The sequence below is a fragment of the Hymenobacter qilianensis genome, from assembly GCF_014638675.1.
Taxonomy (GTDB): domain Bacteria; phylum Bacteroidota; class Bacteroidia; order Cytophagales; family Hymenobacteraceae; genus Hymenobacter; species Hymenobacter qilianensis.
Genome location: NZ_BMFN01000001.1, coordinates 1,137,946 through 1,150,874, shown reverse-complemented (window position 1 = coordinate 1,150,874; position 12,929 = coordinate 1,137,946). Strand labels below are relative to the sequence as shown.

Annotated in this window: 12 protein-coding genes; 9 read left to right on the top strand and 3 right to left on the bottom strand. The window is 47.1% G+C overall.

Annotated elements, in window-relative coordinates; genetic code table 11:
• The first annotated feature begins 210 nt into the window (after positions 1-210).
• Complete coding sequence (locus tag IEW06_RS04870; RefSeq protein ID WP_084443403.1) at positions 211-519, top strand: ArsR/SmtB family transcription factor; 309 nt, start codon at positions 211-213, stop codon at positions 517-519.
• A gap of 191 nt (positions 520-710) precedes the next feature.
• On the opposite strand, the gene hemA is transcribed toward IEW06_RS04870, so the two are convergent.
• Entirely contained in the window at positions 711-1,982 is a 1,272-nt protein-coding gene (gene hemA, locus IEW06_RS04865) for a glutamyl-tRNA reductase (RefSeq protein WP_187733645.1), read from the bottom strand.
• Positions 1,983-2,298: 316 nt separating this feature from the next.
• On the opposite strand from hemA, the gene IEW06_RS04860 reads away from it, so the two are divergent.
• On the top strand, positions 2,299-3,483 hold the full coding sequence (locus IEW06_RS04860; protein WP_187733646.1) for a sensor histidine kinase: 1,185 nt from the start codon (positions 2,299-2,301) through the stop codon (positions 3,481-3,483).
• Positions 3,484-3,501: 18 nt separating this feature from the next.
• Here the strand turns inward: IEW06_RS04860 and IEW06_RS04855 are convergent, their stop codons facing one another.
• On the bottom strand, positions 3,502-4,620 hold the full coding sequence (locus IEW06_RS04855) for a lipocalin-like domain-containing protein (protein WP_187733647.1): 1,119 nt from the start codon (positions 4,618-4,620) through the stop codon (positions 3,502-3,504).
• A 40-nt stretch (positions 4,621-4,660) separates the two neighbouring features.
• A complete protein-coding gene (locus tag IEW06_RS04850) occupies positions 4,661-5,416 on the bottom strand; it encodes a carboxypeptidase-like regulatory domain-containing protein (protein WP_187733648.1) in 756 nt (251 codons plus the stop codon).
• A gap of 225 nt (positions 5,417-5,641) precedes the next feature.
• On the opposite strand from IEW06_RS04850, the gene IEW06_RS04845 reads away from it, so the two are divergent.
• The 7 genes from IEW06_RS04845 to IEW06_RS04815 all read left to right on the top strand — a co-directional run bounded on the left by IEW06_RS04845 (position 5,642) and on the right by IEW06_RS04815 (position 12,911).
• Positions 5,642-7,390, top strand: coding sequence for an amino acid permease (locus IEW06_RS04845; RefSeq protein ID WP_187733649.1), 1,749 nt, complete (start codon positions 5,642-5,644; stop codon positions 7,388-7,390).
• 169 nt (positions 7,391-7,559) lie between these two features.
• Positions 7,560-8,633, top strand: a complete 1,074-nt coding sequence (locus IEW06_RS04840; RefSeq protein WP_188547578.1) for a DegT/DnrJ/EryC1/StrS family aminotransferase — start codon at positions 7,560-7,562, stop codon at positions 8,631-8,633.
• 1 nt (position 8,634) lies between these two features.
• Complete coding sequence (locus tag IEW06_RS04835; RefSeq protein ID WP_187733650.1) at positions 8,635-9,333, top strand: WbqC family protein; 699 nt, start codon at positions 8,635-8,637, stop codon at positions 9,331-9,333.
• Positions 9,330-10,289, top strand: coding sequence for a hypothetical protein (locus tag IEW06_RS04830; RefSeq protein ID WP_187733651.1), 960 nt, complete (start codon positions 9,330-9,332; stop codon positions 10,287-10,289). Before IEW06_RS04835 ends, IEW06_RS04830 begins: the two co-directional genes overlap by 4 nt.
• Entirely contained in the window at positions 10,286-11,272 is a 987-nt protein-coding gene (locus tag IEW06_RS04825) for a GNAT family N-acetyltransferase (protein ID WP_187733652.1), read from the top strand. The genes IEW06_RS04830 and IEW06_RS04825 overlap by 4 nt, the downstream gene beginning before the upstream one ends.
• Positions 11,273-11,312: 40 nt before the next feature.
• The gene (locus tag IEW06_RS04820; RefSeq protein ID WP_187733653.1) at positions 11,313-12,011 is read left to right on the top strand and encodes a class I SAM-dependent DNA methyltransferase; all 699 of its coding nucleotides are present in this window, start codon (positions 11,313-11,315) and stop codon (positions 12,009-12,011) included.
• A 48-nt stretch (positions 12,012-12,059) separates the two neighbouring features.
• Complete coding sequence (locus IEW06_RS04815) at positions 12,060-12,911, top strand: glycosyltransferase family 2 protein (protein WP_187733654.1); 852 nt, start codon at positions 12,060-12,062, stop codon at positions 12,909-12,911.
• The last annotated feature ends 18 nt before the right edge of the window (positions 12,912-12,929 follow it).

Below are 12,929 nucleotides of genomic sequence, written 5' to 3'. Positions count from 1 at the left end.
AGAGTGAAAAAAGTCGTGCAAAGGTAAGTAGACCCATGCTAGCGGTCAGGAATAAGCCTTTATAACAAAATTTTTTGTGAGCAAAACCACAGTAAACGCTGTCAGAATCAAATCTTTTCAGCGCTATGTTCGTTTCAAAGGAACTTTGCAGGTATAGAATATCGTATGATCCTTATTCTCTCCCTAAGTTTTCCACCTTTGTACTAGTATATGAAACCACTGCTGGCGCGCGTAGAATCGAAGAAAGTAGACAAGGCTGCCGCAATGCTGAAAGTGTTGGCCCACCCTAAACGCCTCGCAATCGTGGATCTGCTGGGTAAGGAGGACAAGATGACCGTAACGGAGATCTACCGTTCGCTCGACTTGCCCCAAGCCATTGCTTCTCAGCATCTTATCACTCTGAAAGACCGCGGTATCCTGTCGTCATTCAAAGTTGGTACTAAGATCTACTACTCCCTGTCCATTCCTAAGCTGCTCGATGTGATCGACTCACTCGAGGATTGCTGCGAATCTATGTAATCACCTGTTTCGCTCACGAAACCAAACGAAAAAAGACCGCTGATAGCGGTCTTTTTTCGTTTGGTGCCAACACCAGGCAAAGGCTTGGGCAATCGTTTTGGTGTAGCGCGTAGCTTCCGCGTCGCGGATAGCTGAACGACTCGCGTGGGGGGCTTTTTTTAACAACTAAACAACGATACGCGGTGCGGAAGCTATGCCGTAGTAGGCTGGTTTTCTAAGTCGAAGAGTTCGGTGATGATATCAATCACCTGATCGGCTTCGCCGCGCTTGCAGGCAGCTTTTAGCTGGAGCACCGGCTGCTTCAGAAACTTCTGCATCAAGGAACGGGTAATTTCGTCCATGCGCTTGGCTTCCTCGGGGGCCAATTTCTTCTGGTAGCGGTCCATTTCTTCCTGCCGAATCTGCTCTAGGGCATTCTTCAGCTTCTGAATGGTAGGCGACACCAGCATTTCCTTGGTCCAGTCGGAAAGGCTGGCAATGCTTTCAGCAATAATAGCGCGTACCTGTGGCACAGCAGCCAAGCGCCGCTCTAGCGCCGCGCTAGCCTTGCTATGGATAGCGTCGATGTTATATACCAGCACACCGGGCACGTTTTCTACTTCGGCCTCCACGCTGCGGGGCACCGAGAGGTCGATGAAAAACTTGTAGTTCAGTACGTCGAGGCGCGCCACCATATCGGTGGTGAAGAAGGGCGAGTCGCGGTTGATAGAGGAAATAACCACGTCGGCGTCTTTCAGGCCCGTTACCAAGTCCTCAAAGTCAAGTACACGCAGACCACACTCGAGAGCTAGCTCTTCGGCCTTAGTACGGGTCCGGTTGCATATGCTGACATTGGTGAAGAGGCTACTGTCGCCGAGGTGGCGGCATACATCAGCTCCAATTTCACCTAAGCCCACCACCAGAATGCGCGGGTTGGCTACATCGGCGGTTAGCTCTTCCACTAGTTCCAACGTGGCGTAAGAAGTAGACGCTGCCCCATCACGGAAGCTGGTCTCTTGCTGTACGCGCTTATTGGTGAAGAAGATAGTGTGCATAAGGCGGTGCAAAAACGGGCCCGCGGCGTCCGCATCGGCGGCCCACTGGTAAGCGTTCTTTACCTGATTGCTGATTTGCAAGTCGCCTACTACTTGAGCATCAAGTCCCATCGCTACCTCAAAAAGGTGCAGAACAGCTGTCTCGTAGGTGTCAAGCACATCGAAGTACGACGCATAGGCATGGCTCTCGGGCAAACCCTTGAGATGACCTAAAGCCGTAATGATGGCCGTGCTCTGGTCGTGGTCGGCGGCGTAGTATACCTCCGTTCGGTTGCAGGTGCTAAGCACGAGCAGGTCGCTGAGACCCAAATCGTGATGGAGCGTATGTAGGAAGCGGCGGCAAGCAGCCTCGTCTAATGCAATAAGCTCCCGAATTGCTAGGGGCGCTTTCTTGAAAGACAGGCTGACAGCCTTGAATGGGTGGAGCATAGCTGGTGCTAGTGCGAGAATCAGGGGGCAAAAATACGGCGGAAATCGCTAGTGTGAAAACAGCCGTTGCTCCATGGTGGTTCGAGATTACGTAAAGTATCGTGTCAAAGGGCGTATAACCAAGCTGGGGGGCTTTTTGGTGCGCAGATAAACTTAAAAAATTCGTGTGGCACTCTCCTGTCAAGCACAACCCTGAAACTCCAACTGGAGCGAAAGCGTCTGCATCGGGCGCGGGCACGTATCTTCGTTGCCCGTGCGTTTATAGTTCTTTTGAGCCTCCCGTGGGGGGCATTTTTGCCTTACAGCTTTTCCGCCTTTGCTACCGATTTACGATCAGAAGTCCCGTATTAAACTTGTGGTGCTGGCTGGTGCCCTGCTCATCGCCGCCGCTACGGTTATCTACACCAATATTCTGGTAGGTCGCCTTTCTGAGCGCGAGCAGCAGCAGATAGACCTGTACGCCAAGGCCCAGCGCTATATTATCAGCACGGAGGAGGAAACCAATCTGGTGTTCGTGCAGGAGCAAATCATTGATGCCAACACCACCATTCCTATCATCTTCACGGATGATCAGGGCAATATTCAGGGCACCAAGAATATCGACTTGCCCAAGGGTATGTCAGAAGAAGCTACTATTCGGTTTCTGCGCGAGCGAATCGAGAAGATGAAGGCCCAGCACCCGCCCATTGTGGTAGAGTACGCGGCGGGGCTGCGGAATTATATTTATTACCAAGACTCCGTGCTGCTCACGCAGTTGCGCTACTACCCGCTGGTGCAGCTGGCCATTATTGCCTGCCTGGGCGTCATTGCCTACTTCGCCTTCAGCTACTCGCGCAGGGCCGAGCAAAACCGCGTTTGGGTGGGTCTTGCCAAAGAAACGGCCCACCAGTTGGGCACGCCCTTGAGCAGCCTGATGGCGTGGCACACTTACCTGAAAGAGTCGGAGACATTCCGAGATGAGCCCATTGTAGAAGAGCTAGGCAAGGATGTGCGGCGTCTGGAAATCATTACGGAGCGCTTCTCCAACATTGGATCGGTGCCCGTGCTCAAGGATGAGAACATCCTGCAAGTCACCCAAAACGCTATTGCTTATCTGCAAAGCCGGGTATCGAAGAAAGTGGTATTTAAGATTGAAACCAGCCTGCCTACGCACACGCCGGCTAAGCTCAACATTCCGCTGTTCGATTGGGTGATCGAGAATATCTGCAAAAATGCCATCGATGCCATGGATGGCCGCGGCAGTATTACCATTCATCTGCGCCGCCCCGCCCGCAACAAGTCCCAGATTGCCATCGACATCACCGACACGGGTAAGGGCATTTCCAAGAGCAAGATTGACCGCGTTTTCCTGCCCGGCTACACCACCAAAAAGCGCGGCTGGGGCCTGGGACTAGCGTTGGCTAAGCGCATCATCGAGAATTACCACCAAGGCCGACTGTTTGTGAAATGGTCGGAAGTGGGTAAGGGTACTACCTTTCGAATAATCCTGAACGGTGAGTAAAAGATTGATGGCCAGCAACTAACGAGCTATACTGCTGGCGGCCGGAGTTTCAATCGGCTTCGGGCGGGGCAGCTTCACCTCTTTACGGTTGGTGATTTCCACGTAGCTGTTGCCGCTGACCGGCTTGCCGTTGTGAGTGCCCGTCACGCGGCACATGCCTTCCCAGTAGCTCATCTTAATACCGGGCAGCAGCTTGAGCGTCAGCTCCTGGTCGAGCATAATCGGCTCAATGGTAAGATCATAGCCTTGTTTCGGTACGCGCAGTCGCCACTTGCTGGGGTAGCGCAGCTTGGTGGCCGGGCTGGTCCAGTAGTCGAGGGTTTCGAGCTGAAAATCTTCGGCGGCCAAGTGCGTATTTTCGGCCTGGGGGCCAAAATGCGAGCCCCCGCTTACGGTCTGGCCCGTGGCTTTGTTGAAAAGCTGATACGCCATAAGTTCCTCCCGAGGCTCGTCGAGCTGCACGGAAAACCAATCCCAGCCAAGATCTTTCGTGGTCACGGAGTTGCAGTTCCACTGGCGGTCGTACCACAGTTCGCCCTCCACCTCTCGGGCCTGCCCGTTGACTTCGATGGTGCCAGCGGCCGTGAGGCGCGGGTAGCTATAGTACCCAGCCTGCGCGACGGGGCCATATTTTTCGTAGCCCGTACCGCCGTGCAGCAAGATGGCTTTGGCCGGGGTCGTGGTCAGGTTCACCGCTACGCCCGGATGGGAAGCCATGCGCGCTTGCAGATGATAGCGCCCTTCCTGCCCGCTCAATGTCCAGCGCTCGTCCTTTTTCTTCATCGAGAGGCTAAGCGGGAGCGTGGCGGGCAGCAGCTTAGGCAGCCGCTCCACTTTATAGTCGTAGCGAAATTGCTTGGTTTGCGGGTCGGTGAGGGCAAAGTTCACCATCTGGTAATCCTGCTTGCCCGAGGGATTGAAGTGGAAGAATACGTACTCTACTCCGTAGGTTTCGCCGGTTGCTTTATCCTTCAAATGACCCGTAAAGTACCACCACTCCAGGGAGTTGCGCAGATGTGGTGCTTCTTCCTGCGGTAGCTGGGCGCGTTCGGTAAAAACATCATGTTTATTAGTTGGCTTAAGCGTGCAGGCAGTAGCAAGGAATAGCGATAGGGCAAGCAGCAGAATATTTCTCATACCCCGGAATAATGCCTTTAGGGGGCAAAAGGTTTGCTGCCTACTGGCGAAAAGCATTACGCACCCTATGCCATATAGCGCGCGGATGCCACGGCCAGGGTTTGCGAGAAGTGTAATCTGCTATTATGAATCGGCCTTTCGTGTCCGTATCGAGGCTTATCTTAATTGCTCTTTGTCGCTGTGGGGTGTCATCCAGGGTTATTTCTTTACTGACGTAGCCAATCGATGAAAAGACTAATGCTTGTCCAGCAGCCAGGGTCGAAATCTCCAGCTCAAAAGTACCGTCGCTGTTAGTCGAAGTACCGATTGAGGTGTTTTTGAGCAGCACTGTTACGCCCGGCAGACCCTCCCCCGAGTTATTATCTGTAACGGAGCCGCGCACCACCGTGGGGGGCAAATTCAGGGCAAGCGGCTCCACTCGGCGCGGTACTGCCACCATTCCCATCGTTATGATGTGTTGTTCCGTTGGGGTGATACGCTGAGCCTGGGTCTCGACGGCGGCTCCGGCCTGCAAACCGGCTACAGCCGCTGTGGCAGCCAGCCATGTAGGCCAGCGGGAAGCCCGTACGGCCACTACCAGTAGCGGCCTGTTCAGTTGCTGGGTTGCAAACCGCCCGCAGGTCCGGCCCGACTCTTCACGCTGAAACCACCCGATTACTTCGGCATCAGTCATACCTGAGAAGTCAACTACTTCTTTGTCGCAGGCGGCGCAGTGGCGACCTTGGGCGGCGGGCGTCATCTGAGCCCAGCTCTCGTGGCAGGGCTGCGGAATAGTGATGGTAGGGCGGTGCGGCATGGCAGCTAGCGTTTACAGGTTTCCCAGTTGATGCCGCCTTGCCACCGATTCCATACGGATCAGCCAGAATTTTTAAGCTGAAAGTTGAGTCAAGACGCAGTGCTCAGTTGCCTGCTTCTAAATCCAGAGGCTGGCACAGATGCAATAAGCTGCTGTCGGGTTATGCAGCCCCGCCGCAATATTCTTTATCTTTTGCCCCCCAAACCTCCGCTTCTCACCTTCCGAATGAGTTCTTTCTCCTCCCTCTTCCGTCGTAAAGACATTTCCGCCATCCTGCAAAACCCGCCCGTCGATACGGCCGTCCACCCCGGCAGCACCGAGGAAGGCGCCCTGGAGCGCAACCTTACCGTGCGCGACCTCACGGCGCTGGGTATCGCTGCCGTCATTGGGGCCGGTATTTTCAGCACCATCGGCAACGCCAGCCACGATGGCGGCCCGGCGGTGTCGCTGCTGTTTATATTCACCGCTATTGCCTGCGCGTTTTCGGCCTTGTGCTACGCGCAGTTTGCTGCCACCATTCCCATAAGCGGCTCGGCTTACACCTACGCCTACGCCTCTTTTGGAGAGCTTACCGCCTGGATAATTGGCTGGGCCCTGATTATGGAATATGCGGTGGGCAACATCGTGGTAGCCATCTCCTGGTCTGATTACTTCACTGGGCTCATGCAAGGCATTGGCTTAGAGGTGCCTGCTTACTTAAGTATGGGTTTTCAGAGCGCCTACCAAGGCTACCACAACGTGCTGGAGCTGATGATGGCCGGGCGGCCGCTCACCGAAGCCTCACCGGCCGATATGGCCGGCTATCAAACTTGGATTGCCGCCCCCGAACTCACTGATTCCCTGCGCCTGGTCATTGATTTACCTGCTTTCGGCATCACGTTCCTCATTACCTGCCTTGTATATGTAGGAATTAAAGAGTCAAAAAACGCTTCCAATCTCTTGGTGCTGCTCAAACTCATTGTGGTGGCAATCGTGATTATTGTAGGCGTTTTCTATGTAAATACCGGCAACTGGACACCCTTTGCGCCCAACGGCGTGAGTGGCGTGCTCAAAGGCGTATCGGCCGTATTCTTCGCCTACATCGGCTTCGACGCCATCAGCACCACGGCCGAAGAGTGCAAGAACCCGCAGCGCGACTTGCCCCGCGCCATGATCTATGCGTTGATTATTTGCACCATTCTGTACGTGATTATCACGCTGGTACTTACCGGTATGGTGTCGTATAAAGAGCTAGGCGTAGGCGACCCGCTGGCTTTTGTTTTCACCAAAGTTGGCCTGCCTAAGCTGGCTGGCTTGGTAGCGGTAAGCGCCATTTTTGCTATGGCTTCGGTGCTGCTTGTGTTTCAGATTGGTCAGCCCCGCATCTGGATGTCGATGTCGCGCGACGGGCTTTTGCCCCCCGTGTTTGCCCGCGTACATCCCCGCTTCCGCACGCCATCGTTTAGCACCATCGTAACCGGCCTATTCGTGGGCATCCCGGCTTTGCTGCTCAACATGGACCTGGTAATCGACCTGACCAGCATTGGTACCTTATTCGCTTTTGCGCTGGTGTGCGGCGGTATTCTGCTGATTGACCCGCACGGCACTTCCGAGGCTCGGTTCAAGGTACCTTACCTCAACGGCAAGTTTCTGGTGCCGCTCGTGGTGCTTGTGGGGGGCTTTTTATTGCTGACTTACAACGGCGAGCAAGTAGCCGAGTTCGGTCGCGCCGTACGCGGCGACAGTGGCTACGAAGGCTTCCGCCACTACATCCCGATGCTGGTGTTCCTGGGCTTCTGCGTGTATCTGAGCATTGCTTCCTTCCGCAACCGGCTGTCGTTGCTGCCGGTGCTGGGCCTGCTCACCAATCTTTACCTGATGACGCAATTGGGCGTGAGCAACTGGCTGCTGTTTTTTGCCTGGCTGGTGATGGGCCTCGGCGTGTACTTTGGCTATGGCTACAAGCACAGCAAGCTGGGGATGAAGAAGCCCTGATGGCTAGTTATGATAGTCTGTATTTAAAAGTCAGGTAGTTACAAGCCATTGTAGCCTGTCGGGGCATTTGCTGCGCGTCAGATAGTTTGTATTTTGTAGTACCCAAACAGGCTCCTTATTATTCCTTTAGCAATTACTACCTACAGCTTTGCTGTCAATTATCCTCTGCATGATTAATGTAACAAAAACATATCTGCCACCCTTAGAGGAATATACAGCATATCTTCAGGGTATTTGGGATAGGACATGGATAACGAACTATGGACCGTTGGTGCTGGAACTGGAGGAAAAGCTAAAGGCTCATTTAGGCGTCAAGCATTTATTCTTTGTTGCCAATGGCACAATAGCCTTGCAAATCGCTATTAAGGCTTTAGAGCTAAAAGGAGAAGTTATCACAACACCGTTTTCCTACGTTGCTACAACCTCCAGCATTGTATGGGAGGGGTGCAAGCCGACATTTGTCGACATCCAGCAGGATACGCTTTGCCTTGATCCACAATTGGTAGAACAAGCTATTACCCCGCGTACGAGCGCCATTTTAGCCACACACGTTTATGGCAATCCCTGTGATGTAGAAGCCATTGAAGCCATTGCGCAGAAGCATCAATTAAAGGTTATCTACGATGCTGCCCATGCTTTTGGAGTGCAATACAAAGGTCAATCACTGCTAAACTTCGGCGATGTATCTACCTTAAGTTTTCACGCGACCAAGCTGTTTCACACAGGGGAAGGGGGGGCAATTATTACCGATGATGATGAGCTAGCACATAAGATCTCATATATGAGTAACTTCGGTCACGATGGACCAGAAAGGTTCTTAGGACTGGGAATCAACGGGAAAAATTCAGAATTACATGCTGCCATGGGGCTGTGTGTATTACCCAAAGTGTCCGACTTAGCTCGTCGTAGGCAGGAAATCAGTAAGCACTATGATCAGTTGCTTGATGGCCTCGGGTTGGTGAGGCCACTGATTGCTAAGGATGTACTCTATAACTATGCATATTATCCTGTGATCTTTCCGAACGAAGAAAAAATGCTCACGGTGATACATGCCCTTAACGCTCAGCAGATCTTTCCGCGGCGATATTTTTATCCGCCTCTATCTGAATTGAATTATGTTGAGAAGCAGGAAGGCAAAGTTGCCCAGAGTATCTCCCCACGTATTCTTTGCTTGCCTCTCGCCCATGATTTGTCTAGCTCATCGGTTGTGCAAATAGTTGCTATAATAAAAGAAAACTTATAGAATGAAAATAGCGATAATGCAGCCTTATATTTTTCCTTATATTGGTTATTTTCAATTAATAAATGCTGTAGACAAGTTTGTTATATATGATGATGTTAATTATATCAAGCAAGGCTGGATCAATCGGAACAATATTCTAATTAATGGCGTAAAATCAATGTTCACCATCCCGCTTGAAGGGGCTGGCTCGAACAAGCTCATTTACGAGCTTGCGCCAAAAAATTTAGCTTATTGGAATAAAAATTTTATAAAAACGATTGAGCAAAATTACAAAAAGGCCCCGTTCTTTAGTAAGGCGTTCGACATAGTACGAACTGTTTTTGATTCGAACTATGCTAGCATATCAGAGTTGAATTATTGCAGCATTAAAAGCGTCGTTGAATATCTGGATATAAAAACTCAACTGATAAAAACATCGAGAATATATGAAAACAAAGATTTGCAATCCGAAAAGAGAGTAATAGATATTTGTTTAAAAGAGAGAGCGGAAGAATATATTAACGCAATTGGCGGGACTTCTCTATATTCCAGAGATAATTTTTTGGAAAGGGGACTTAAGCTCTGCTTTTTAAAATCTGATCCTATTGTTTATCATCAATCGAACAAATTCTGTATTCAAGATTTGTCGATGATAGACGTTATGATGTTTAATTCGCCTGCTGTCATTAGTGGATATTTAGCTAAATATAAGCTCATATGAATAGTGTTGGCGGCTATTTCGGACTGGAATTATCTAGAAAGAACGAGTACCACGATAATGCGATCAGGCTGAATACTGGTCGGAATGCTTTAGAATACATAATAAGGGCAAAAGGATTATTGAAAATATATTTGCCTTTCTTTAGCTGTGATGTGTTGCTGGAGCCAATAGAAAGGGTGGGAATAGAGTATGAGTTCTACTCTATAAGCGAATGTTTTGAGCCGATATTCGATTTTAAAAAAATAAAAAAACATCAAGCATTATTATATATTAACTATTTTGGCTTAAAAAACAAATTTATTAATGGGTTGCAAGATATTGCAGGTAATGTAATTATAGATAATTCGCAATCTTTCTTTTCTGCTCCACTTGCGCAGATGGATACATTTTATTCGCCAAGAAAATTTTTTGGTGTTCCAGATGGCGCTTATCTGTATACAGACACTTTATTATTCGATGATATAAAGATGGACACCTCATTCGAAAGGTTCGAGCATCTATTACGGAGGATTGATGTTGGAGCAGAAAATGGATATGATTATTTTATTAAAAATGACAAAAGCTTGTCAGGTAAGCCTATTTTGCAAATGTCTAATTTAACAAGGAGCTTGTTGCAATCAATTGAATATCCTTGTATTATTTTAAAAAGAAGGGAAAATTTCATTTTTTTACATCAATTGTTAAAAAAACATAACACTTTAAAAATTTATCTAGAAGATGAAGATGTGCCTATGGCTTATCCATTTTATTCAAAAAAGCCGAAAGTAAGGAGTCAGCTATTAGCAAATAAGGTGTTTACTCCCATTTATTGGAAGAACGTTCTTTCATGGGTTGATAATAATACTGTCGAGTACGATTATGTTGAAAACATAGTTTATTTGCCCATCGACCAGAGGTATGGCTTAGATGACCTTATAAGGGTCGTTGAACTAATAGAAGATGAATTAGGTAGATGAACCACAACCTTATTTCATTAAGTGCTCCTGAAATGTGGAGTGAGGCATTAAAGGATATTCCCCATTCCTTTAGTCATACATGGCAAAGTTGTTATGCAATGCATTTAACAACTGATTATGACACTTACTTATATAATTTTGTCAGCAATGATATTAAAGTGCTATGCCCTATAGCAATTCGTGAGTATAAAGGGGTTAAGGATGTCGTAACCCCTTATGGTTTTTCAGGTTTTATTGGCAATCGGAGTTGCCTCAATTTCCCAAACTATTGGAAAAAATTTGCATATGAATGTGGGTGGGTGAGTGGATATATTGGATTGAATCCGATATTAGAGAATCCCTCTTATTATGCTGAAGAAGATGTGTTTGAATATAATGAATTATATATCATAAATCTGAGGCTTACAATGGAAGAGCTTTTTCAGAATCTGTCGACGAATAGAAGGCGGCAGCTGAAGACATTTTCTGACAAAAGCCAAAATTTTACATTAGATAAAAATGTTATCAAAGAGTTTTTTCTTAACAATTATCACCAATTTTTTGCTGAGAGAAATGCATCGAGTGTATATAATTTCTCGGAAAACACTCTAAGTTATATTATAGAGTTAGATAACGTTATAATGGTTGGATATAGTGAGGGTAGCAAAATGCAAGCAGTTTCATTGTTTGCTTATACTTTGCATGGAGCAGAATATTTATTCAATATTTCCTTGCCAGAGGGTAGAGATAAAGCTGTTCCACTCATATGGTTTGGTGTGAGCTACTTAAAATCACTCAATATACCAACTCTGAATTTAGGTGGAGGGGTGCAGCGTAACGATTCTATTGCTCAGTTTAAACAGCGATTTGGCGCCGTTATTTGTCCATTGAGGTGCTTGAAACAAGTGTACAATGAACCTGTCTATTCTCAGCTTTGCCTGGAAATTTCTGCTGATCCAAGCGATAAGACTGGCTATTTCCCAGCTTATAGGGAACGTACATAATTGTTTCATGTATAATTTACACTTTCAAACCATAGAATAAATGTTTACCAAAACGGCTAGCTACTACGATGCTCTTTATAATTTCAAAGACTATAGTGAAGCATCTGACCACCTTCATCAACTTATACAATCATATAACCCCAATGCCAAGACGTTGCTTGATGTGGCTTGTGGTACTGGTAAACACATAGAGCATCTAAGAAATAGATATCAGGTTGTTGGTATAGACCTTAATGCTGAATTATTAGAGGTAGCTCACACACGATGTCCAGATGTACCCTTCTACCAGAAGGACATGACCGATTTTGATTTGTCAGTTACTTTCGATGTTGTAGTTTGCTTGTTTAGCTCGATTGCTTATGTGCAAACGGTTGACAACCTGAACAAAACCGTAAAGTGCTTAGCTCAACATTTAAATCTTGGTGGGTTATTGGTAATTGAACCTTGGATTACACCAGATCAATATGTCGTCGGAAAGATAACTGCTAACTTCGTTGATCAGCCTAATCTAAAAATTGCATGGATGTATGTTAGTCAGTTGAAAGATAATACATCAGTTTTTAATATAAATTATATGGTAGGAACACCGGAAGGCGTTAATAATTTTTCGGAGGAACATATAATGGGGTTGTGGACTGATATCGATTATAGAAGTGCGATGGAGAAAGCCTCTGTGGAAGTGAATTATGATCCTAAAGGTTTGTTCGGTAGGGGTATGTATTATGGTGTAAAACAGTAGGTATATTCCAGTTCGAGTAATTCCAACTTATAACTCTAGCTTCTGTAAATGGTAGACATAAGTATTTGGATTACTGCCTATAATCACGAAGAATATATAGCTGAGGCATTAGAAAGCGTGTTAGGTCAATTAACGACCTTTACGTATGAATTGGTCATTGGAGAAGACTTTTCCAGTGACCGAACCCGGGAGATTGTACTTGCTTATAAAGCGCGCTACCCTGATAGGATCAGGTTATATTTGCCCGACAAAAATCTGGGTATGATTCCAATGACAAAGGCCTCGTATGACCTTTGTACTGGAAGATACATTGCTTGGCTAGATGGGGATGATTATTGGATCGATCCATACAAACTTCAGAAGCAGGTTGAGTTTCTTGAAACAAATCCGGAGTTCTCTTTCTGCTTTCACAAAGTGCGTATTATAGATCGAATTAAAGATACTTTTGTTGATTCTGTAGATCCAGTACATAAAGGGATTGATAATACTTTTTCTACGGAGCATTTTTTGCAAGTCTATAATCCTGTTTATACTTCATCGGTACTACATAGAAACGTAGTAGGACACCCGTTGCCAGAATGGTTATTGAGCTTGCCTTTTACAGACTGGGGGTTCTATCTTATCTTATGTAAATATGGTAAGGGTAAGTATTTTAGTGAAACCATGAGTATTTATAGGGTTCACCAACGTGGGGCTTATTCAGGCCAGACAGATTACAACCAGATCTTGCAGATAATCAGCTTTTTTAAATTGATCAGAAATGCTGAATTTAGTCAATATAATAAATACACAAAAAAAGTAATTCAATACTATCGGTATAGGTTATATGAAATAGATTTGAAAAACAGAGATTTTGTAAATGCTATTAAAAACAGATTGTTTTCACGGTTCTGCATATAGTTACGGATGCCTTCCTGT